Source organism: Vibrio sp. FF145, from assembly GCF_041439075.1.
Taxonomy (GTDB): Bacteria; Pseudomonadota; Gammaproteobacteria; order Enterobacterales; family Vibrionaceae; genus Vibrio; species Vibrio tasmaniensis_A.
In genome coordinates this window covers 154,662-176,246 of sequence record NZ_JBGONH010000002.1, presented here as the reverse complement: position 1 = coordinate 176,246, position 21,585 = coordinate 154,662, and the positions used below count along the sequence as shown (strand labels likewise).

At 43.5% G+C, this 21,585-nt stretch carries 20 protein-coding genes; 9 read left to right on the top strand and 11 right to left on the bottom strand.

The window, feature by feature from the left end; all coding sequences use genetic code 11:
- Positions 1-107: 107 nt before the first annotated feature.
- The 9 genes from ACED42_RS01735 to ACED42_RS01695 form a co-directional block, all read right to left on the bottom strand.
- Entirely contained in the window at positions 108-968 is an 861-nt protein-coding gene (locus ACED42_RS01735; RefSeq protein ID WP_371701152.1) for a delta-class carbonic anhydrase, read from the bottom strand.
- 346 nt (positions 969-1,314) lie between these two features.
- Positions 1,315-1,794: a hypothetical protein gene (locus tag ACED42_RS01730; protein ID WP_371690597.1), complete on the bottom strand. Its 480-nt coding sequence runs from the start codon at positions 1,792-1,794 to the stop codon at positions 1,315-1,317.
- Between the two features lie 137 nt (positions 1,795-1,931).
- Positions 1,932-2,309: a VOC family protein gene (locus tag ACED42_RS01725; protein WP_102498517.1), complete on the bottom strand. Its 378-nt coding sequence runs from the start codon at positions 2,307-2,309 to the stop codon at positions 1,932-1,934.
- 124 nt (positions 2,310-2,433) lie between these two features.
- Positions 2,434-2,802 (bottom strand): hypothetical protein, encoded by a 369-nt coding sequence (locus tag ACED42_RS01720; RefSeq protein ID WP_102549078.1) that lies wholly within the window; start codon positions 2,800-2,802, stop codon positions 2,434-2,436.
- 137 nt (positions 2,803-2,939) lie between these two features.
- Positions 2,940-4,001 (bottom strand): tryptophan--tRNA ligase, encoded by a 1,062-nt coding sequence (gene trpS, locus ACED42_RS01715; protein WP_102549079.1) that lies wholly within the window; start codon positions 3,999-4,001, stop codon positions 2,940-2,942.
- 251 nt (positions 4,002-4,252) lie between these two features.
- Positions 4,253-5,053, bottom strand: coding sequence for a hypothetical protein (locus ACED42_RS01710; RefSeq protein WP_371701150.1), 801 nt, complete (start codon positions 5,051-5,053; stop codon positions 4,253-4,255).
- 253 nt (positions 5,054-5,306) lie between these two features.
- Entirely contained in the window at positions 5,307-6,656 is a 1,350-nt protein-coding gene (locus ACED42_RS01705) for a D-serine ammonia-lyase (RefSeq protein WP_371701148.1), read from the bottom strand.
- A gap of 154 nt (positions 6,657-6,810) precedes the next feature.
- Positions 6,811-7,593, bottom strand: a complete 783-nt coding sequence (locus ACED42_RS01700; protein ID WP_371701146.1) for a helix-turn-helix transcriptional regulator — start codon at positions 7,591-7,593, stop codon at positions 6,811-6,813.
- Between the two features lie 105 nt (positions 7,594-7,698).
- Positions 7,699-8,232, bottom strand: a complete 534-nt coding sequence (locus ACED42_RS01695) for a YbhB/YbcL family Raf kinase inhibitor-like protein (RefSeq protein ID WP_371701144.1) — start codon at positions 8,230-8,232, stop codon at positions 7,699-7,701.
- A 243-nt stretch (positions 8,233-8,475) separates the two neighbouring features.
- Here ACED42_RS01695 and ACED42_RS01690 point away from each other — a divergent pair, with 243 nt between their 5' ends.
- The 4 genes from ACED42_RS01690 (at position 8,476) to ACED42_RS01675 (ending at position 13,793) form a co-directional block, all read left to right on the top strand.
- Positions 8,476-9,885 (top strand): DUF3404 domain-containing protein, encoded by a 1,410-nt coding sequence (locus ACED42_RS01690; RefSeq protein WP_371701142.1) that lies wholly within the window; start codon positions 8,476-8,478, stop codon positions 9,883-9,885.
- Positions 9,863-10,513 carry a response regulator transcription factor gene (locus ACED42_RS01685; protein WP_371701140.1) on the top strand — a complete coding sequence of 217 codons (651 nt, stop codon included), beginning with the start codon at positions 9,863-9,865 and terminating at the stop codon, positions 10,511-10,513. The genes ACED42_RS01690 and ACED42_RS01685 overlap by 23 nt, the downstream gene beginning before the upstream one ends.
- Complete coding sequence (locus tag ACED42_RS01680) at positions 10,510-11,340, top strand: DUF2861 family protein (protein WP_371701138.1); 831 nt, start codon at positions 10,510-10,512, stop codon at positions 11,338-11,340. Before ACED42_RS01685 ends, ACED42_RS01680 begins: the two co-directional genes overlap by 4 nt.
- Before the next feature lie 119 nt (positions 11,341-11,459).
- Complete coding sequence (locus tag ACED42_RS01675) at positions 11,460-13,793, top strand: glycoside hydrolase (RefSeq protein WP_371701136.1); 2,334 nt, start codon at positions 11,460-11,462, stop codon at positions 13,791-13,793.
- A 72-nt stretch (positions 13,794-13,865) separates the two neighbouring features.
- Here ACED42_RS01675 and ACED42_RS01670 read toward each other — a convergent pair whose 3' ends face one another.
- Positions 13,866-14,768 carry a LysR family transcriptional regulator gene (locus ACED42_RS01670; RefSeq protein ID WP_017097897.1) on the bottom strand — a complete coding sequence of 301 codons (903 nt, stop codon included), beginning with the start codon at positions 14,766-14,768 and terminating at the stop codon, positions 13,866-13,868.
- Positions 14,769-14,896: 128 nt separating this feature from the next.
- Here ACED42_RS01670 and ACED42_RS01665 point away from each other — a divergent pair, with 128 nt between their 5' ends.
- From ACED42_RS01665 to ACED42_RS01645, 5 genes are all read left to right on the top strand, one after another.
- A complete protein-coding gene (locus ACED42_RS01665) occupies positions 14,897-15,961 on the top strand; it encodes an HlyD family secretion protein (protein WP_122047038.1) in 1,065 nt (354 codons plus the stop codon).
- Between the two features lie 3 nt (positions 15,962-15,964).
- Entirely contained in the window at positions 15,965-17,515 is a 1,551-nt protein-coding gene (locus ACED42_RS01660) for a DHA2 family efflux MFS transporter permease subunit (protein ID WP_371701134.1), read from the top strand.
- A gap of 288 nt (positions 17,516-17,803) precedes the next feature.
- Positions 17,804-19,393 (top strand): response regulator, encoded by a 1,590-nt coding sequence (locus ACED42_RS01655; protein WP_371701133.1) that lies wholly within the window; start codon positions 17,804-17,806, stop codon positions 19,391-19,393.
- Positions 19,387-19,719 carry an Hpt domain-containing protein gene (locus ACED42_RS01650; protein WP_009844988.1) on the top strand — a complete coding sequence of 111 codons (333 nt, stop codon included), beginning with the start codon at positions 19,387-19,389 and terminating at the stop codon, positions 19,717-19,719. Before ACED42_RS01655 ends, ACED42_RS01650 begins: the two co-directional genes overlap by 7 nt.
- 394 nt (positions 19,720-20,113) lie before the next feature.
- Positions 20,114-21,010: an RNA polymerase sigma factor RpoD/SigA gene (locus ACED42_RS01645; protein WP_371694476.1), complete on the top strand. Its 897-nt coding sequence runs from the start codon at positions 20,114-20,116 to the stop codon at positions 21,008-21,010.
- A gap of 184 nt (positions 21,011-21,194) precedes the next feature.
- On the opposite strand, the gene ACED42_RS01640 is transcribed toward ACED42_RS01645, so the two are convergent.
- The gene (locus ACED42_RS01640) at positions 21,195-21,548 is read right to left on the bottom strand and encodes a hypothetical protein (protein ID WP_371701131.1); all 354 of its coding nucleotides are present in this window, start codon (positions 21,546-21,548) and stop codon (positions 21,195-21,197) included.
- Positions 21,549-21,585 lie beyond the last annotated feature (37 nt).

The following is a 21,585-nucleotide window of genomic DNA, read 5'->3' as shown; positions in this document are numbered from 1 at the left end:
GGGGATTATCTGCTAACTGCAAGATCGTTCAAGTCTTCTTAAACGATCGGCATTAGAACCTAATGACTCGCCTTTGAAAACATTGACTACCAATCAACGCAACAAGATTAGTTCGATATTGGTGACAACAATTCAGGGTTTACGACTATGTTTCTCACACCGTGTGCGTGGTCTTCGTTAAAGTCATTACCTTCACACCAACTCCCCACTGTCGCGATGTTTACTTTCGCCACTTGTGGACGAACGCTCCATGTTACTTGGAAAGGTGAACCTTGCTCATTGTAACCAGGACCCGTTGTAGAACCTGCGTATTGAATCGCTGAGCCAGTATCTTGTGGAATGTTGGTTGCTTGGTGCAAACCATCCACTTTTGAGTGTTTCGCCAATGCTTCGAAATCGAGTGCTTTGTCGTCATTTACTAATACGTAAACTTGGGTTTCTACACGCAGTTGCGGGTTGGTAATTGCATCGTTAAAACAAGCGCCCAGTGTTTCACCCGGTTCAACTTGTGCTGTCGAGTACACATAATGCACTTCGATGGTGTCACCTGAATGCAAAGAGCCATGATCGCTCGGACAAACCTTTTGCTCGAATGGTTGAAGTTCAGCAGCACTCAACTTACCTGTGTACTTAAAGCCACTTTGGAAACCTTTTCCATCACCATTGCCAGCGTATTGAGTAAATTCGCCACCTTTGTGCTCAGCGTTCTTATGGAAGTGAATATTACATAAGTTCATTGCTGTTGAATCAGGGGCATCCGAAAACAGCCTGGTATTTGTTCCTTTCAATGAACCCAAATCTCTTGGGGCTTGCGGGCCAAAACCTTGCCCTTGGGTATTTTCAGAAAGCTTCGCTCTTTGTTCTGCGATAACACCATCTGAGACAGACTCATGGTTCACGTCAGATGCATTTGCTTGAGCAGATAACATCACCATCGCGACGCTTAAAAATACACTCTTATTCTTCATATCTCTTCCCTAAAATATTGATACCGAACCTAACAGCAAACATCTTACTATGCTCACAAGTGAATATAAGAGTTGTCTTTGTAAGATTAGATTTCATTGCTTACTTTGGGATGAGCATTAGAACCCTTGATGCATATAACAAGTCAAACAGGGTAAATTCGGCGAGTCCCTTCCAGAACTAATAATTTCCTATTTTCGTTAACCGTCGCCTGACTCAGCGCTCAGATAAGTGAGCACGATTCTTAGTTAGAACGGTGGCCAGATTTAGAAGATCAAAAAAGGCGAACCACTTGGCTCGCCTTCACGTCTCATTCTATCTATTAGGTTGGCGTTCTTGGTTAACGGTTTAACCATTTCCGGTGGCAAATATCCCAAACGTCATGACGTTCAATGCATCTGTCACGCCCTCTAGTGATTTAATCACGGTCTTAGTCGGTTGGTTATGACGAATAAAATAGCTTCCGATGCCTTTTTCACCGCCACTCTTAGCATCGCTTTGAGCTGTATCTGTCGCTGCTACTTGAGAAGGTTCCACTGATTCTGGCTCTGCATTGGCGTGAGTTATCGTGTCATTATTTGAATCAAGGTTTGAGTTTGATTCATGATCAGTTATTGGTTGATGATTAACGAACGATTCATGGGAAGATTCAACGTTGGTCTCAGCACTTGTATCAATTGCAACATCGATATTGCTCTCTTCTTCCAAGCTTTTCGACATTGCGTCTTCGTTGCTCAATGTATTGTCGCCTAGCTGATTATTACTCGTTGAAGAACAAGCTGTTAAGAAAAACAGGCTAACGATGAATATGAGTAAGTTTCTCATCATAGTGATAAAGCACGAATTAATAAAACATTGTTCGATTGTATTTTATTTGGTTGACGACATCCAGTGATTAGCAGCGTAAAAGTGAAATGTCATGTTCTTGAAGAGTAAACAAAAGCGTACGATTTCGGGGCCTAGAACTAATAATTCGAGACTTCAATCAGATTGCCATCAGGATCTCGAATATAAACAGAGACAATTTTTCCCGTCGCACCGGTTCGCTGTACTGGTCCCTCTTCTATCACGACGCCTTGCGCTTGGATATGTTCGGCGACTTCAGCAATTGACGTATTGGTAATAAAGCAGAGGTCCGCACTACCGACCTGCACACGCCTTGCCTTTGGCTCGAACTCGCTACCACTGAGGTGTAAATTGATCTTCTGCGCCCCAAATGACAACGCCAACCTGCCCTCGCCAAACTCGATAGGCTTCATTCCAAGTACCCGTTGGTAAAAATCGACCGTAACTTGTAAATCTGTCACGGTTAATACCAAATGATCTAAATGACTGATTTCCATCATTACCTTCCTGTAACTAAGAGTGATAAGAGCTTATTGGCGGTGACTAGGCACAGTTAGGTGAACAATGTCATTCGACAACCCACATAACTCATAACAGAAATGTAGGTTGGAATTACTTAACTTAGCCTTCGCGCTTACTGAGCGTGTAGGAAACTACACTATCATCACCAATCTTGAACACCCAAACATTCTCGCCATTTACAAATTGAAATTGATTGGTTGATTCAGTTGGCTGTAATTTCCCAATAAATTCAGACAATGCTGACTCGTTGATGATGAAGCTTCCTTCTGAAGTATTCGCATCCAGATCGTTATTCACTTCAATCTTCACTGTAGATTTAGGCAGAATGTCGGGTAACCAACCTCTGTCGAACAATCGCTCTTGTTTGGCTTGCGCATAAGTCGAGTACTCATCGCTGACCACATCTGAACAGCCAGACATTAAAACCAAAGCCGAAAATAAGATAGAGAATAAAACGTTAAATTTCATTTAATTACCATAAATTGAAAGCTGAAATTTGAGATCAGGCGTTGCCATACAACCTCATTTCCATTCACAAAATTTATTTTATAAATCAATCGTACTCGGCATTCAAATTAATTGACTTTATTTACATGCACCCAGTGCTAGATAATATTCAAACCAAAGACGCCTTTTACATCGAACAGTACCTTTTGCGTTCTTTCCCTAGAGACTTCGCTACCATTTCGCAAAATATCGATGAGCTGCGCTTTGTCATCCAGCAACTCAGATCTTCTTTCACGAATAGGACGAAGCATCTCCTGTAAGCACTCTTCCAACACTTTCTTAGTTTGTCCATCGCCTAGCCCACCTCTTTGGTAATGCTCTTTTAGTTGACTGACATAGTTAGCGTCTGTGTGAAAAGCATCAAGGTAAGTGAACACGATATTGCCTTCTACCTTGCCTGGGTCTTCAATTCGTAGATGGTTTGGATCGGTATACATGGATTTAACGGCAGCTCTGATCTCTTTCTCTGTTGCACCCAAATTAATGGCGTTGCCCATCGATTTAGACATCTTACTTTTACCATCGGTACTAGGGAGGCGAGATGCATTGCTGAGAAGAGGCCTGCATTCATTCAAGATTGGTTTGCCAGCGAGCGAGTTAACCTTTCTTACAATCTCATTGGTTTGTTCTAACATCGGCAGTTGATCATCGCCAACAGGCACTAAAGTCGCGTTAAAAGCAGTAATGTCTGCCGCCTGTGAGATGGGATAAGTGAGGAAGCCTGCTGGAATTGAACGACCAAACTCCTTGTTCTGAATTTCGCTTTTGACCGTTGGATTGCGTTCCAAGCGAGCGATAGAAACAAGATTGCTGTAGAACATGGTGAGCTCAGCTAACACCGGCAACTGTGATTGCAGACAAATCGTGGTCTTGGTCGGGTCGATACCCACCGCAAGATAGTCAGCGACTACATTGAGAATGTTGGAAGAAACCTTCGAAGGATTATGGGCGTTGTCGGTAAGCCCTTGCATGTCAGCGACCAATATCGTTTGGTCGTGAATATGCTGCAAAGAGACTCTTTGTTTAAGTGAACCGACGTAATGCCCCAAATGCAAAGGCCCAGTAGCTCTATCGCCAGTCAGAATGATTTCAGGCTTGTTGGTATTGTTATTACTGCCAATATTATTGCTGTCGGTATGGCTGTTTGAGTTGGTATTCATGGTGTATCTCCAAGTTAAAAAGGCTACTGGAGATAAAAAGAGGCGACATTTTTGATGACATTCTTAACTACCGTCCAGCAGCTAAAGAATGTAAGTATTCCGTGCTGCTCTATTGAGAGCACCACCAAAAGAAAATTGAAGTTGAAGCAGAATTAAATTTCATGGTTAAAACCTATCAACAATACAGACGAGCGACAACTGTTATTTACGCGCACCAAGAAAATAGGTCTTAAGATTAACAGGTTATAGGCTTAATCTTTACTGGAACACAGTTCAGTGATTCGGTCACACATGGCTTGGTTAACTGTGAAGTGGGTGTTGAGGAACGCTAGTTGGGCAAGTGCCGATTCAGCCGTGCGCTCGTAACCTTGGGTAAAGGTTGGTAGCAATTGAGCAAACTTAGGAAAGCGTGCTTCTAGCCTTCTATCCGACATAAATTCATCAACGAATTCAGGCTCAGAATGCTCAGTTTGATCCACAAGATCGATCAAACGATCAAGTGCGTAAGATTGAACGAACCGACTGCCCGACAGCTTTTCGCCTCGATTATAACGAGACATGCCGACATAAAGATTGGTTAGAGCCTCACCAATGATCCACTCTTCGGAGTTAGTATCTGCCTCCCCTTTTACTGGTGGGATACAGCACTGAGTATCAAATTCAGGTTGCTGCCAAACAATGCGCCCTTCAGCAAATGGAATATGCGCTAACTCGTGGGATTCAAACACCGCAAATTCGCAAAAGATTCCGTCAGCGTACAGGACTTTATAGCCATCGACGGTATTTCTCACCGCGTAGTCGATTGGGTGAATGTCTGAGAGCCAATGCAAGCTGTCTAAGAAATACTGCTTATGCCCCGTTTGTACTATCGCGAAAAAATCGACATCTGAATACTGATCAAGTCGTTCTGTTTCAATACCTACCGAGCCCAATCCCAGTAAAGCATGAGCCTGACCCGATGCTTCCAAAGACTCCCCAATCGCATCTAAACGCTGTAGTAATTTTTCTGGTGTGTTTATATGTCTTGTCTGTATCACTTTGTCCGTCTGCATTGCTCAATCCCTATCAAGTTGAATGCCACTCAACCTAACTGATAGTTAGAACATCTAAGAAGCTTAATTTATAAAATGTGTGTTTTGGATAACGATCTGCGCAAATTATTGTTTGAATTACGGTGGGATTTAGAGGTGAGAAAGAGTGTGTTCAAGCTATAAACAACACTCTTCTATCATGACTTATCTTTTTAGCAGCTTATATTTGCAACAACTGATATTTACAAACAATTAAACGATAAAAGATTCAGGGTTAAGCCGATGACTTCGCTAAGTAGGCTGCCATTTCTTGCTCTGGCACCATGCCTCCGCCAGTCGCCCATACAAGATGTGTGGCATTGGCTAGTACCGACTCATCAATATCTAGACGAGCAAGGTATTCTCTATTCTGTTCAACATGAATCACGCCCGGCATACCCGCGAGTGCTGAAGGCTCCAATTGAATACCCTCCACTTGGTTCAGTTCACCTAACAATTGATACATACGTTCGTCGGTTAACGTGTAATAGCCGTCTAGTAAACGTTCCATAGCTCGACCAACAAAACCAGAAGCACGGCCAACTGCAAGCCCATCTGCTGCGGTTAGATTATCAATACCGAGATCTTGGACTGCGATTTTGTCATGCAAGCCGGTATGGACACCCAACAACATACAAGGCGAATGGGTCGGCTCAGCAAAAATACAGTGTACATGGTCACCAAAAGCCATCTTCAAGCCAAATGCCACACCACCGGGGCCGCCACCGACTCCACATGGCAAGTAAACGAATAATGGGTGTTCTTTGTCGACAACAATCTGTTGCTGATCAAATTGCTGCTTAAGCCTTTCTCCAGCTACAGAATAACCAAGAAATAGAGTTTGCGAGTTTTCATCATCAATGAAGAAACAACTCGGGTCTTGTTCCGCTTCTTTGCGACCTTGTTCTACTGCAACGCCATAATCTTGTTGATACTCGACCACGTTAACGCCATGCTCACGCAGTTTGTTTTTCTTCCACTCTCTCGCATCAGCAGACATGTGAACCGACACTGTAAAGCCTAACTTGGCACTCATGATGCCAATCGACATGCCTAAGTTACCCGTTGAGCCTACGGCAATGCTGTATTGTTGGAAAAAGTCACGGAATTCAGGTTCGAGCAACTTACTGTAGTCATCGCTCTCACACAGTAACCCAGCTTCAATGGCAAGCTTCTCGGCATGCGTTAGTACTTCATAAATGCCACCACGGGCTTTGATTGAACCTGAAATCGGCAAGTGACTGTCTTTTTTCATCATCAAACGCCCTTTGATAGGCTGCTGATAATGCGCTTGCAATACTGATTTCATAGATGGAATGTCAACAAGCTCAGACTCGATGATGCCATTGGTCGCTTGTGTTTCAGGGAATGCCTTCGCCAAATAAGGGGCAAACCTTTGTAATCGGACGCTTGCATCTTGAATGTCCTCTTCACTTAATCCCACATAGGGCAAACCTTGCTCTAACGTCGTGATGTTTGGGTTAAACCAACTCACTTCTTCTAGCGCTATAAGTTGTCTTAACAACGGGAAATCGTTGGTGATCTTCTCTATATTTAATTCACTTTTTGGGTTCAAATCAGTCATGGGTGACCTTCTCTGGTATAGCGCCATCATCTCTGGTACTCAGCAATCTGCGCTCGTACAAACATTTGGTTTTGAACCTATTAAAACGGTATTTACACCATTATTCAATGACCTGTAATTAACTAGGCTTGCTTTGCTCGATACGCCTTGCGACTTAATTACTGACCACTGTCTTGATGTATTCACTAGGCGACAAACCAAATTTTCCTTTAAAGCGCTGACTAAAACGTCCTTCCGATTGGTAACCGCAAGACTGAGCCAACATCGCCACATTCTGCTGTCCGTTTTGCATCAGATAAAGTGCGTGACTCAACCGAACTTCAGCCAACACCTCACGATATTGCATACCTTCCAGTTTGAGCTTTCGGATAAGCGTGGCGCGACTCATCGCAAAACGCTCTGCTACCGACTCTAACGGATGTTTCTCGTCCGGTGAATACGAAAGGTAGTGGCTGAGTTTCTGGCTAAACGAAACGTTTGAGCTAATAAACAATCGATGCAACACGCCCTTCTCGGCTAATTGCTGATACAAACCCTGCAACCAAAATTGTTGGGTTTGTTCACTCATGCTCTGACGATCAAACGAAAACAACGCATTGAGAGAATCTTGCAAACCTCGATCTGCCTCCACGGTGGGTAAATCCAGTTCAATTGCTCGATCCTCACTCAGATCGAGCATTGCTTGCGTCGGTTGGAAATGAAAACTGAATACACGCGAAAGGAAACGTCCTTTGTGGGGCATGTTCTCAAAACTCAATGACGCTGATGCCTCACACAACAGCAGCTCAGAATGTGAGAGTTCTGCCGCTGAGTCTTTCCAAAACAGGCGCTTACTGCCTGTAATGATCTGAATAATACTAGGGGATAGTATCCTCACATTACGCAGTTTTTGTAACTGCTCTGCACGAAAGATCGTCACTTGATATTGATGATTCATCTCATCCCCTTATTTGCTTATTTGCTTATTTGCTTATTTGCTTATTTGCTTATTTGCTTATTTGCTTATTATGTAGGTGTATAAGCTTTTAACGTACATAAGCTATTAGCGTGTATAAGTTGCCGTCAGTTTCGCTTTGTCTAAAGCCATGCTGTTCAACGTGAATCCAACCACTGCCGACGGCGTGTTTTCGTCTAGGTTAAGTTTGTCCGTTGGTAATGCCCAAACCGTGAATTGATAACGGTGCATACCATCTTTTTCTGGAGGACAAGCGCCACCGAAACCAACCGTTCCATAATCGATTCGGCCTTCTTTGCCACCCACTTTAGAGATATCGACACCACGAGGTAGCTCGCTCACTGTTGCTGGAATATCAAACGCGACCCAGTGCCAAAAACCACTTTCTGTCGGAGCATCTGGATCATAAGCCGTGATTGCAAAGCTTTTGGTTCCTGCTGGAGCATCTTTCCACATCAATTGTGGTGATAGGTTACCGCCGTCACAACCCCAACTTGAGTATTCAAAGGTCTTCGCCATTGGGTGACCTTCTTGAATATCGTTGCTGATTAATTCGAACGCTTGAGCAGAGCTTGCCGCCAAAATACTAATTGCTAATACTGATTTGATGATGAGTTTCATGATAGTTCCTCTTATTAGGTATGAGTCCAGTATAGTTCCCTCCACACGCCCATTGATGACAATAAGTACACAATTATCTAATTTAACCCAAACAAATGATACTTACTGTGTTTTTACTTTATTATTTAAAAGCATGACCCACTCGACAATTTGTTGTTAAAAGAACACTTGTTGACATTCAGGTTACAAATCGCGTCCAAAACTCTTTAGACTCTCCCCACGACTTTTAACGAGAATGATTGGATGCACAGGTTTACATTGGCTCTTTGCTTAACCTTTTGGCTCCCTACGCTAGCCAATGCCCAAAGTTTGCAAGACAAGTGGCAAACTCTGTATCAATTGAGCTGGCAATCGTTTCCTATCTCAGTTTCTCAGAAAGAGTTAACCCAGTACCCGAAAGCACTTCTTCAGGAAAGCAGCCGCTACCCGGATTTCAACAAATTCAGTTGGGAAGACATCGCCGCACTCGCCTCGATACAAGATCACTGCCGAGCGATTGAAAATGCCAACCCTTCTTTGAACGATGCCATCGAATTCGAACTCGCTGTGTGTCAACAACAACCCTTGGATTCAATCTGGTTCGCGGCACACTCAAAACGACACCCTGCTGGTGGTAGCTTCGCTGATCGTTACGTAGCTCGTTACCCAGAAAACAGTGAGCAAATTCATCCGTTTTTGAGTATCAGTAATCCTTTGCATCCGTTATTTTCCAAGCTAGAAAACTTAACCACGCAAGGCAGAGAAGCACTGCTCAATGGATACCGCGCTTGGCAACAAGGTGATGAGCTTTGGTTGAGTGGCGAACAAGGTTGGAAAGCAATTCCATCGGAGGTTTGGAAACCTATTGCCGTGCAACAAGAAGTGACCTTGTCAGCCGAAAGCTGTTCTTTTCGTTACAGTAACCTGTGCCTGAGCGAGTCGAGCAACGACAACCTGATCATGAAAACGTTGATCTTTACGTTGCTGTTAACATTGTTTTCCGGACTCAGCCGAGTCTTATACCTAAGAACAAAACAACGAAAAGAGAGGCAGTTCGTTTTACAGCTTCTCACTCATGAACTGCGCACGCCAATTACTAGCCTAGGTCTAACCGTCGAGATGTTCAGAAATCGTTACGACGATTTTCCCGATGAGACCCAAGGGGCAGTTTGGCGTTTAATCTCGGACTATCAAAGGCTTTCTCAGCTCACCGAAAACAGCAAAGTGTATCTAAGTTCGGATCAGTCTGAACCTTTGTTGAAGCAAAACGCATCATTGGAAGAGTGGCTCGACCATGTCTGCGAAAAGCACAATATTTCTTATCAATGTGAAGCAAGAGATGTTGAACTTAACCTGCCTTATTACTGGCTGACCATCTGTCTTGATAACTTAATCAAGAATGCTAAGCAGCATGGACAAGGTAAGGTTTTAATTAAAGTCATCCTCGCAGATAAACTGAGAATAGAGGTACAAGATGAGGGTCACTTCCCCTCTTTGATACAACGACTTACTTCAAGAACAACACCGTGCGGCAATCACAAACAAGATAATATGGGCATTGGCCTGACTATTGTCGAACACTTGATGAAACAAGCGAATGGCCGTCTCATCATTCTCCGTAATCCAACCCGATGTATTTTGGAAATCGCTTATGAACACCCTACTGCTGATTGAAGACGACCAACTGCTTGGGCAAGGCCTCGTCAGCTTCTTTGAGTCCAATGGTTATCAATGCCTTTGGGTGCAAGATGCTCAGAGTGCCAGTAAGCTGTGGTTACGAGCCGATCTCGTGGTGCTTGATCGCCAACTTGAAGACGGCGACAGCTTACGACACTTACCTAATTGGTTACTGCTCAAAGCGCTACCTGTAATAGTGTTGACCGCCAAAGTTGAAGTTCAACAACGTGTTGAAGGTTTAATGGCAGGCGCCAAAGATTACGTGACTAAGCCTTTTTCGAACGATGAATTGCTTGCTAGAGTCATTACGCAACTTCGTCCATTAGGTGTTAGCCACTTAAATTACGCAAATATCCAAATCAACTTGTCGGAACGGATCGCTTATCTGGATGAAAGCCCAATCACTTTGAAACCTAAAGAGTTTCAGCTCTTGGTACTGTTTGTTCAGAACCAAAGTCGTGTGTTTCACCGAGATGAGTTGCTCAATAAAATTTGGGGTTATCAAGCCTTCCCAAGCACAAGAACCGTTGATAACCACATACTGCGTTTACGTCAAAAGCTACCAACGCTGAAACTAGAAACGCATCGTGGAGTTGGTTATCGTTTGGCTGGGGAATCACAATGAAAGTAAACTCTCTAATAGCACTGTTCTGCACATTACCCTTTACAATGCCCTTTGCGTGTAATGCGGCTTGGTTTACAGACACGCCATTGCAACACACCTATCAATCACTGCTCGATGATCAACCGCAAGTGGCATGGCAAGAACTGCAAATCGCGCTTGATCACGCGGAGCTTAATAGCCAACTTTGGCTGCCCGTTAAACAAGAAATCCTAAGTCGGACTCAATGTGGAAGCACTCTTGAACAAAGTGCTACGCCCAACAACCACATCCAAGTCAGCTTTATCAAGCGCCACGGTCTTTCATCACAAGGCTATCAGATCAAAGTGTCTGCGGAGCAACTCAGCGAAGTGTTAGAAGATCAAACACAACGTATTTCTCTGGTCTCGCCTGATGGGAAAGTGGTTATCGACGGACAACTCTACACTGATGTCCAATATCAAGAGATTGAAACCAGTGAGATGTTCATCAAACCGGAATCGGGGGTTTATCAGTTAACGATAGGTTCGAACAACTACCCTATTATTGTTGCTTTAGACGACAACAAGCGGTGGCTAACACTCGAAAGCAAACTCAACGACCCTCACATTGTGGTAACACCGCCTGAGATAATCGACAGCTGCCCAGACGTCAATGTCAGTTGGCAGTGGTTTGACGAAAACTACGATATGCTAGGCTTCAAGGTGCCAATCAAAACAACGCAAGCATCTCTTCCTACAGAAAGCCCAACCGGATCTGAAGCTAAACACTTGAGTGCATCGGTTGAAATGTTTGAATACCAAGGTGCGATTGAAATCCAATATGTACAGCGTGTCGCGATGCCTTTCTAAGTTAAGCTCGCTATACAATGGCATTAAACACCTAAGGGAAAAAATAGAGACATATAGGTGACAAAATACCAACGCGATTTGGGTGTAATGACCGTACTTACCCTTTACGGAATCTAGATATGGTCAACGTTCGTCATCAACTTAATTTTACGTCTTTTGCTATTGCAGCTCTATTCACGACTTGTGCGCTCTCGGCAAACGCACAAGATAATCAAGTCACTCTTACCAGCAAAAGCCACGTCAGTAACAGTAACGCTAGTCACATAGTGTCGATTTCAACAAAAACATTAGCGATAGATTGGAATGGCTTAAGTGTTAATAGCACTGCTTTGACCGTTGATCGTCAACCTCAAAAAGTTACTCACCTAGTCATAGACTCAAAAACCAAGGCATCTTGGACACTCATGCCGAGTGGAATCAATGTTGAAGCTGAGTTGAAGGAACATAATCTTCTTGTCCAATTCACCTTACCTGAAAACACACAAGTAAAACGAAACCAACCCATTGAACTCGTTTGGTTTGACCTAGCAGAACAACAAACTCAGACTCTATTTCTGCCCTTTAGTGAGGGGATGCGCGTACCGACCAACAACAAGCAATGGGCCGATTACTTAGTCGACAACCATTCCGGAAGTAACACCACTCAAGACTTAAAAATGCCATTTTGGACGGTACAACAGAATGATCAATTCATCAGTTATCAGTTGATTAACCCGACAAACAACCAATTGTTCTTTTCTGATGCATCGTCGGATACGTCCTCTGATGAGAAGACCAAGATTGATATGAGCGCTTCACACCAATTTACAACGCTGAATCAATCACAGCCTTTTACGGTTCGGATAACACTTGGAGACTCTTGGTTAGATGGCGCCAAACACTATCGCGATTGGCGAATTGAAAATGGTCTCTCTGAATCGCTTGTTGAAAAGCAAAAGCGTAACCCAGATGTGAATAAGCTGATTGGCGCAAGCCACGTCTACTTGTTTGGTAAAGACCCTTTAAGTATCCAAGATGTGAGCGACTGGTGGGGATTAAACGCTTGGTATCTAGAGGACTCTCAATTAAACATTTCAAGTGAAGCGAAGCGAGAGTTATCCCCTCTGTCTAAAGGCAAAGATTGGTTTAGCCAGTATCACAATCAACTGCTGTTAGACTCTATTAGCCAGTCATTACAAAGCTTGTATCCTGTTGCAACGCCAACACTGTCTGATAACACCATAAAAGCTCAACACACCGCTGCTCAGAGCAAGAAAAGCTGGTTGATTAAGCATGCCTCTTCTTATCTCAATGCACCGGATACTTGGGGACAAGCCTTGTCATCAGGCATGGTCAACAATCTAAACAAAGCGGGCTTGAATAAGCTTTGGTTAGGTTTTGATAACTGGATGCCAGCATTCTATCAACCGAATGCAGTAGAACTGGCTAAGCAATCTGGTTATCTGGTTGGAACCTATGACTCCTACAACACAGCCATTCCTGCGAAGCTCAATGACAACTGGCTAACCGCTCAATTACCAGAACCGATGCGTCAAAGTTGTGCGATTGAACTAGCGGATGGCAGCCTAAAAAAAGGGTTTCGAGGTAACGGTTTTTACTTGAACCCGAATTGCCATTTGGATTATGTAAAACAGCGCGCCGTAGACATCATGCGTTTTGGTCACTTCAATAGCCTGTTCCTAGATGTTGATGCGACTGCGATGGCGCGTGAGGACTACAGCGATAATAGCAGTGAGACGGATATGCTTTCTGCCTTCAGTAACCGAATGCAGTGGTTAAGCGTGCAACCCGATTTGGTGCTTGGTTCTGAAGATGGTAATAGCCTAACAACAAAAGGCATTGCGTTTGCACACGGCTTAGAAACGGTTGGTTTTGGTTGGACAGATAAAGACATGAAAGAGAACCGCCAGTCTCCCTATTACTTAGGCCGTTGGTACCCAGACCACAAACCCGACTTCTTCTTTAAGCCCGCCGAGGTTAAAGAGCCCTATAAGTCGCTACTGTTTTCGCCTCAATATCGAATTCCACTTTACCAAGCCGTTTTCCATGATGAAGTAATCAATACGCACCATTGGCATTCAGACAGCCTTAAGTTCACTAATGTACAAGCAGAAGGTGACTTAACCGCCATGCTGTACAACACACCCGCGATGGTTCACTTGACCAGAGATGAAGCTTTATCAAGTTCAAGTCCAAGGATCAAAGCACTCAAACACTATCAAGATGGCTTTGAACCGATGCACGAACAGTTATGGGATAAACAGTTAGTCGATTTCGACTGGTTAGACAAAAGCGGCGAAGTTCAACAAACCGAGTTCAGTGACGGGAGTAAGATCATTGCCAACTTCTCTAACAAGGCATTTCGTTACAACGGTATCGATATTGCTGCCCTATCGGTCAAAGCTATATTGGCGAATGGGCAAGTCGTCGACTGGCAGCCCAATCATAGTTAGCTTCGATACGGTTTAGACAAAAACGAATAATAGGAAGCTTAAGCACTTATTTAGCCGCTAATGTTCAGCCCGTTACTTGTGCTTCCTATTTTGAAAAGCAGTCAGTAGATAGTCGATAAAGACCTTCTTACGTTTCGGCATCAACTGTCTGTCTGCATACACTAGGCTTACTGAAACTTCTGGCATCTCATATTCAGGTAACAAGCGAATCAGCTTACCTGTCTTGAAGTGTTCCCGACAAATGAATTCAGGAAGCACCGCCAAGCCGAGCCCATCCACACACGCTGTTAGGCATGCCGTGATGGTATTCACCCGCAACTGACACGGTAGATCGATCAAAATCGACTCACCGCCTTCTAATTGCAAATGCCACTTAGGTAGACGTGCCGCCTTGTTCACGACCTCAATCATCCTAAATGGAGGCTTAAGGTCATCGGGTGAAGAGATTTCACCGAACTGTTCTAAATACTCAGGGCTGGCTACCAATACACGCTTCGATGTTGTGAGGTAACGAGAAACCAAGCTCGAGTCCACTAGCTCACCAATTTGTGCGTAAAGATCGATCCCCTCCGCAATGATGTCGACTTCTCGATTCGACAGTTCTAAGTTCAAAGTCACGTTTGGGTGCTCTTTTAGGAAACTGTGGATGTATGTGGCTAATACTTGATGCCCCAATTCGACAGGCAACACAACATTCAACTGCCCTCGGATCAAATCCTGATTGGCAGAAACCTCTAACTCAGCTTGGTTCATGATCTCTTGCATCTGCATGCTCGACTGATAAAAGCGCTCACCCTCTGGCGTTAAAACTAAACTTCGTGTCGAACGAGTGATCAACCTCACACCTAGGTGCTGTTCCAGCTCGTCTAGCTTTCGGCTGACGGTCGACTTGGTCATGTTCAATGCTTCAGCTGCGTGTGTGAAACTCCCACAATCAACAACTTGTGTAAAAACAGTCACAGCATTTAAGTCCATCGTACTTCTCCCAAAGCCCTATTAGTAAGATTCATGCAACAGTGTTTCCCTTTTTTCCTATCTTATCAATCAATCGAATTCATTTACAATTCGTTACATCTAAATAAAAACAAAATGAGAAATAAAAAATGACAGAGAACAACAACGCTTCGCAATCAGTAAGCACAAAAAAACGTAAAAAAGCCCCGCTTATTGCTACTGCGATCATGCTGTCATTAGGCTTAGCTGGCGCTGGATATTGGTATGGCTATGGCCAGTACTTCGAGTCAACCGACAATGCCTACCTGCAAGGCGACATCACTAATATAAGCCCGAAGGTGTCGGGTTATATTGTTAAGTCTTACGTGAGTGATAACCAATCGGTTAAACAAGGTGACTTGTTGGTTCAAATTGATGATCGTGATTACCAATCTGCACTTGCTCAGGCGAATGCGCATTTAAGCGTCGTTCAATCAAGCGTACACAACCTTATCGCTCAACAAACGTTACAACGTAGCCAAATAAATCAAGCTGAGAGCCGTGTTGATTCCGCACAAGCTGAATACGAGCGTGCAATCCAACAAGTCGTGCGTTCTCGTAGCTTATTAAAGCGTAACTATGCTTCGCAAGATGAAGTCGACAGCATGGTCGCACAACAAAAAGTCACCCAAGCAGAACTTGAAGAAGCAAAAGCAAACCTTGTCGCAAGTAATGATCAACTAATCGTGATTGCGAGTGAAATCGAACAAGCAAACGCATCCGTGACTGAAGCTCAAGCACAAAGAGATCAAGCACAACTTAACCTTGATTACACCAAGGTCTACGCGCCAGCGGATGGCGAGATTGGTAAACGTAGCGTCCGTGAAGGCTTGCTGATTCAAGCAGGCGCGCCATTGATGAGTTTGGTACCAAACAACCAAGTGTGGATTGAAGCTAACTTCAAAGAAACTCAATTAAGCGGTATTCATAAAGGCCAAACCGTAGAAGTCGAACTGGATGCCTTTCCGGGTCAACCACTTGAAGGCGTGGTAGACAGCTTCTCCCCTGCGACTGGCGCTAAGTTTGCGCTCCTACCACCAGAAAACGCGACCGGTAACTTCACTAAAATCGTTCAGCGTGTACCGGTGAAAATTACGATTCCAGATCAGCAAGAGTTGAAAGGTCGACTGCTCCCTGGTTTGTCTGTGGTAGCGACCATCGATAAACGAGGCTAGACCATGAGTAACACTGGTGTTGTCACCCAAACAAATGATGATGACGAGGTTTCGAGACGCCATTGGATCGCCCTTTTTGGCGGCTTAATCGGCGCGTTTATGGCGATCTTGGATATTCAGATCACCAACTCGTCTCTCAAAGACATTCAAGGTGCGCTGTCTGCCACCTTGGATGAAAGCTCGTGGATCTCTACGTCTTACCTAGTCGCAGAGATGATCGCTATCCCACTCAGTGGTTGGCTTTCTAAAGCGCTCGGTAAACGCCGTTATATCACGTGGACGACGGCCATCTTCACCATTTCATCTTTGTTGTGTTCGTTTTCTTGGAACATGACCTCGATGATTGTATTCCGCGCGATGCAAGGCTTCAGTGGTGGTGCTTTAATCCCGCTTGCTTTCTCGTTAGTGATTCAGTTATTACCTGTTAACAAACGTGCTGTGGGTATGGCACTGTTTGGCGTAACCGCGACCTTTGCTCCATCGATCGGCCCAACATTTGGTGGTTGGCTGACGGAGAACTTCTCGTGGCACTATATTTTCTATATCAATATTCCGCCGGCTTTGCTTGTGATCACCATGATCCGATATGGCTTGGATGATGAAAAGCTCGACCTTGGCACACTGAAAAAAGCCGACTGGTTTGGTATCGCGACCATGGCGTTAGGGCTAGGTTGTTTGGAAGTGGTACTAGAAGAAGGTAACCGTGAAGAGTGGTTCAGTTCGAGCTTTATTATTGGCTTGAGTATCGTGTCGGCGGTGAGTTTGGTTTACTTTGTGATAAACGAACTCCAACACAAAAAGCCATTAGTTAACCTGCGGCTATTGCGGGATGGGCAGTTTGCTATGTCTTGTATCGCCTATTTGATTTTGGGGATGGCGTTGCTTGGCTCTATCTATGTGCTGCCGATGTATCTCACTCAAATTCAGCAATATAACGCGATGGAAATTGGTGAAGTGCTAATGTGGATGGGTTTCCCACAACTTCTGATATTCCCAATTGTACCCAAGCTAACACAGATCATTAAGCCTAAGTACTTGGTGACCTTTGGCTTCGCAATGTTCGGTTTCAGTTGTTACGTGAATACACATATGACGATTGATTTTGGTGGCCAACAGTTGATCCTGTCCATGGTTCTGCGCGCTATCGGTAGCCCGTTTATTATGGTTCCGCTGTCTTTGGTTGCGATGAAAAACATCAGCAAAATGGACACACCTGACGCTTCGACCTTGACCAACGTAATGCGTAACTTAGGGGGTGCTTTTAGTATCGCGATTATTGCTACGTTGCTAGATAACAAAACGCGCGAGCATTTGGCGCATATCAAAGAGTCGCTGCCTTCAGTGAGCCAATTGGGTTGGCAAACGCTCAAAGATCAACAAGCGTTCTTTATCCAATCAGGAAGTGATGCCGCGACAGCAATGCAACAAGCGCAGGCAAGCCTCTTAGGAACCATGCAACGTGACGCTGCCATTATGGCTTACAACGATGTGTTCTTAATGATGACGGCGTTCTTAGCTCTAGCTGCAGTATTGATTTTGAGCATGCGTGATTAGCGCTAGAGTTTTGTTTAATAAAGCTTCAAGAAAAGAACAACATTTCGAATAAAAAACCGAACAATTAAACTGAGAGGTAAGCTTATCGGCTTGCCTCTTTTTTATTTCTAAAACACGTATAGCCCAACGAAAATCAGGTAAAAGTAACCTGCGTTTGAAGTCTTTCATAAATGTTATCGAATACTCCTTAATTACCAATAGTTTATTGATTGTTTGCCTGTGATATTGGCACCTTGACAATGTGCAACTTGACGCCTAAATTAAAAATAACATTTGGTATTGAGGAAAATGGATTTGACCTTACCACCTGACCTACGAGTTTTAATTGTCGACGACTCCAAGAGTGCAACTATTCTTATAAAGCAGCAACTCTCGAGCTTGGGCATTGCGCATGATTGCATCTTTATTGCGACCGACTATCGACAAGCAATTAAAGCGGTCGAGACTCACTCTTTTCATGTACTCCTCATCGATTACCACTTAGAGCAATTCTTCACGGGCTTTGAACTATTAGGAATTCTGTATCGAAATAGGCTCATCGACCATACGGTTGCGACAATTTTACTCTCCGGAGATATGCGGCAAGAAACGGTATTAACTGCCCTTTCAGGTGAGGCACACCATTTCGTTTCTAAACCGATTCATACTCAGAGGTTAGGTAAAAAGATCCAAAGTGCTGTGTCCATCTCGAAGAAGCTGACACAACTGAACGAGTTATATCCAATCACCAGTCAGGATAAATTGGCTCAAGCATTAGCGGTCTCGCCTAATGGCACTAGCGTTCAATTCGAAGCGACACTGATTGAACATTTAATTTCAGGTAAGAATTGGCAATTGCTCTCTAGCGTCATTAACAACTCGAAAACCAACATGCACCCGACAAAACTGGTTGCTGAAGCTCTGATTCTCGACAGTTTAGGCAAACAGGATCTAGCCATAGATAAGCTCCACAACTTTCTGATCGCGCAGCCACTCTCATTGAGCGTCATTGATTGCTTAAGCTGTATCTACGAAAAACATAAGATGCTGCTTCCTGCTCTGAAATTAGCGATTCGTGCATTTGAGATGACACCAAGTATCAGCCATCGTGCAATCAGGGCTATTGACTTGGCTGAGAACGCAGACAACACACGTATGATCATAAAGTTAGGTGAGATGTATGCGACCCATGTTTCAGCTGCTGACATTGATGTCATTCACTCCATTTGTGCGCACTTTAATTCGTTAAAAGCGACTTATCAGCGCGAGACGCAACTAAAGTACAAACGTATTTTGCTTGAGCACGCCAACCAATTCACCGAATTAGTAAACCTGAAACTTCCGGTAAAACAACAGCAGCAGGTTTTAGCCAGCCTTGCCCTGTTTCAGAGCAGTATCTTGCTCATCGAAAATAGCCCTCAGGTTGCCCACAAAAAAGTGATTAGAGCTTCAACGCTGTTAGCGAATAATTTCCACAGCCAACCAACTTACTTGCTCGCTCAACTCTTACCACTGCTCGTCTATTTTGGGGAGTACTCTCTTTATCACTTAGCAGTGGAATGTCTAAAATCTCGTGGAGAAGCAGTAAACCACAAACTTGAGTCCCAAAATGCAGACCCTTCAACTTGTATAAACATTGAAAGCTTTGGGTCAATACAGGAATTAAAAGACTATATTCACAGTTACCCATATTCAGTTGCCGCCAAACTTGACTATATATATGCCGTTCATAAAGCTCATATAGATGAAAAACTTAGCGACGACTATTTAAGAGAAATTTTACAGTTAGAACTTCCTCCAAAATGGAATCAATGGATTAGTGATTCATTAAGATCTGGTTTTTCGAGTAAGCCGCCTAGCCCATTTTCAACATACAGCCAACAGGAGTCTATATGCTAGATATCGATGCCTTAAATGCCTACTTAGATAATGACAGAGAAATAATCTTCGCTGTATTGTCTGTGTATCAAGAAGACCATGGCAATTCATTAGAAGAGATACAAGAACTGGTACAGCAACAAGATTGGGGCAAGCTTCATTTTATCGTACATACATTAAAAGGCATATTAGCCAGCTTCGGCGAAGAAACAGCTACAGCGGCCTTAGAAAGAGTCGAGCAAAACACATCCAATAAACTAGCACCTCAAACGGATGACCTTTCGGTTATCTACAGCGAAGTAAAAATCATCAATCAACAAATCGATGATGTGCTCAGCACTTATTAGTCGATAGAACTAAGAGTTACGTGGTGTAACTTAGTAGCCAAAGGAGTTGAGGTATTTGGAAACATTGAACCTCGACTCTTGTCATTTTCTCTCTCAATTTTATAGTTAATCCACGCCTATAAATTCATGGTATTTATCTAGATAAGCTCAAACATAGCAACACTTTATAGACCTCCTACATACATGTCTTGAACAAAAAACCGTCACACTCGATGGGATGCAAAACAGTTAAATATTTGTAGAATTTTTTGTGACATAAACATACGAAATTGCATTTTATTTATTGGTAAAGAAGAAACTGTTACCTACACTTTAATGAAACCAAGTGTTATTCACCTGGTAACATAATAATAAAATAAATAAAACGTTCAGTCGGCTAGATAAGGACAAGGAAATGAACAATGACAGTTTTGCTGCGTTTCAGGGGCTCACGAATGAAACTCCCATTAAAGAATCATTTACTACTGCTACAGAACCTTACGCTCACTATCTAAAGGATATCGTGGGCATTGATCTGTTATCGCGTGAAGATGAATTGTATTACGCAAAGTTGAATCGTGCGGGTGACAAACATGCACGTGACATCATGATCGAATCGAATCTACGCCTCGTTGTAAAAATCGCAAAAAGTTATCTAAAACGCAAAGGCAACAACTTCACACTGCTCGACCTTATCGAAGAAGGGAATATTGGCTTAATCAAGGCCATCGATAAGTACGATCCAGAACCCGGCTATCGTTTTTCCACTTATGCTGTGTGGTGGATTCGCGAAAATATTGAAGCGGCCTTAATGAATAAAGGTCGTACCGTTCGCTTACCTGCTCATGTGTGTAAAGAAATTAATAGCCTTGCATCAAAGAAGCTCGATGTAAGCAAAAAAATGCGCAAAGAAATCTCGATCTCAGAATTATCGAATAGCTCAGGCGTAAAAGCTGAACGTGTCGATCAACTGGTTGCGTTAAGCGGGTTTATTGACGTAACAACGACGGTTGGTATCAGCCACGCACCACTTGTACTTGAACAGTGCGAAAGTGAATACATCCCCGATCCTCAACAAGACTGTGAAGACCAATCATTTACACATGCGCTAGAGCAGATCATAAACACACTGCCACCTAAATTGCAGAAGGTTCTTATTCACCGTTTTGGTTTCTTCGACAACAAGGTGAAAACACTGTCTGAGGTTGGACAAATGTTGGATGTGAATGTCTCTAATGAGCGAGTTAGACAGATGCAGAAAGAAGCGGTCGAGAGAATTCAAAAACGACTGAAATTTGATGGCTGGGTCTAAGTCGCACCTGTATAGAATTAGGTGAAAATAACGGTCAGTAAAAACTGTAACGTTAAGTAAAGAAAGAACCTTAAGGGTGAGCCTCAAAGCTTGCCCTTTTTGTTTGCCTGCTTTCTTAGCAAACTTGAGTCATCATAGCTCTCAAAACAAGCAATCATGTTCAGCGAACCCAGGCTGCGTTTAATCACCTTAACGAAGTGGCTCTTTCGCTGCGTAGAATGAGATAATTAACATAGGTGGTTTCAAGGCAATTTTGCTCCCACAAAGATAGGATACGCTTAGTTGCAAAGTAATAGTCTTTGTTCCTAAGTAACATGCCGACCGTGCGGCTAAGTTTCTCAAATCGAACTTGGTCGCTTGCCGCAATGTAATCGTCATCACTTTGAATAATCGGAGCCAAACCATCGGCTAACCAATTATTTAGAATTTCTCGCATCTCCAATTCAGACTCAGGAACATCGACACTCGACAATTCACGATGTTGAGGTGGTGGCACGATGTATCTCGACGCTTGCGGTGAACTGACATAACGATACATGTCGTCCCTCCTTTTAATTAACTCTTCTAATAATTAA

Excerpts from the sequence above, each read along its gene's own strand:
- ACED42_RS01735 (WP_371701152.1), bottom strand. The coding sequence starts at position 968 with ATGAAGAATAAGAGTGTATTTTTAAGCGTCGCGATGGTGATGTTATCT.
- ACED42_RS01730 (WP_371690597.1), bottom strand. The coding sequence starts at position 1,794 with ATGATGAGAAACTTACTCATATTCATCGTTAGCCTGTTTTTCTTAACA.
- ACED42_RS01725 (WP_102498517.1), bottom strand. The coding sequence starts at position 2,309 with ATGGAAATCAGTCATTTAGATCATTTGGTATTAACCGTGACAGATTTA.
- ACED42_RS01720 (WP_102549078.1), bottom strand. The coding sequence starts at position 2,802 with ATGAAATTTAACGTTTTATTCTCTATCTTATTTTCGGCTTTGGTTTTA.
- trpS (WP_102549079.1), bottom strand. The coding sequence starts at position 4,001 with ATGAATACCAACTCAAACAGCCATACCGACAGCAATAATATTGGCAGT.
- ACED42_RS01710 (WP_371701150.1), bottom strand. The coding sequence starts at position 5,053 with ATGCAGACGGACAAAGTGATACAGACAAGACATATAAACACACCAGAA.
- ACED42_RS01705 (WP_371701148.1), bottom strand. The coding sequence starts at position 6,656 with ATGACTGATTTGAACCCAAAAAGTGAATTAAATATAGAGAAGATCACC.
- ACED42_RS01700 (WP_371701146.1), bottom strand. The coding sequence starts at position 7,593 with ATGAATCATCAATATCAAGTGACGATCTTTCGTGCAGAGCAGTTACAA.
- ACED42_RS01695 (WP_371701144.1), bottom strand. The coding sequence starts at position 8,232 with ATGAAACTCATCATCAAATCAGTATTAGCAATTAGTATTTTGGCGGCA.
- ACED42_RS01690 (WP_371701142.1), top strand. The coding sequence starts at position 8,476 with ATGCACAGGTTTACATTGGCTCTTTGCTTAACCTTTTGGCTCCCTACG.
- ACED42_RS01685 (WP_371701140.1), top strand. The coding sequence starts at position 9,863 with ATGAACACCCTACTGCTGATTGAAGACGACCAACTGCTTGGGCAAGGC.
- ACED42_RS01680 (WP_371701138.1), top strand. The coding sequence starts at position 10,510 with ATGAAAGTAAACTCTCTAATAGCACTGTTCTGCACATTACCCTTTACA.
- ACED42_RS01675 (WP_371701136.1), top strand. The coding sequence starts at position 11,460 with ATGGTCAACGTTCGTCATCAACTTAATTTTACGTCTTTTGCTATTGCA.
- ACED42_RS01670 (WP_017097897.1), bottom strand. The coding sequence starts at position 14,768 with ATGGACTTAAATGCTGTGACTGTTTTTACACAAGTTGTTGATTGTGGG.
- ACED42_RS01665 (WP_122047038.1), top strand. The coding sequence starts at position 14,897 with ATGACAGAGAACAACAACGCTTCGCAATCAGTAAGCACAAAAAAACGT.
- ACED42_RS01660 (WP_371701134.1), top strand. The coding sequence starts at position 15,965 with ATGAGTAACACTGGTGTTGTCACCCAAACAAATGATGATGACGAGGTT.
- ACED42_RS01655 (WP_371701133.1), top strand. The coding sequence starts at position 17,804 with ATGGATTTGACCTTACCACCTGACCTACGAGTTTTAATTGTCGACGAC.
- ACED42_RS01650 (WP_009844988.1), top strand. The coding sequence starts at position 19,387 with ATGCTAGATATCGATGCCTTAAATGCCTACTTAGATAATGACAGAGAA.
- ACED42_RS01645 (WP_371694476.1), top strand. The coding sequence starts at position 20,114 with ATGAACAATGACAGTTTTGCTGCGTTTCAGGGGCTCACGAATGAAACT.
- ACED42_RS01640 (WP_371701131.1), bottom strand. The coding sequence starts at position 21,548 with ATGTATCGTTATGTCAGTTCACCGCAAGCGTCGAGATACATCGTGCCA.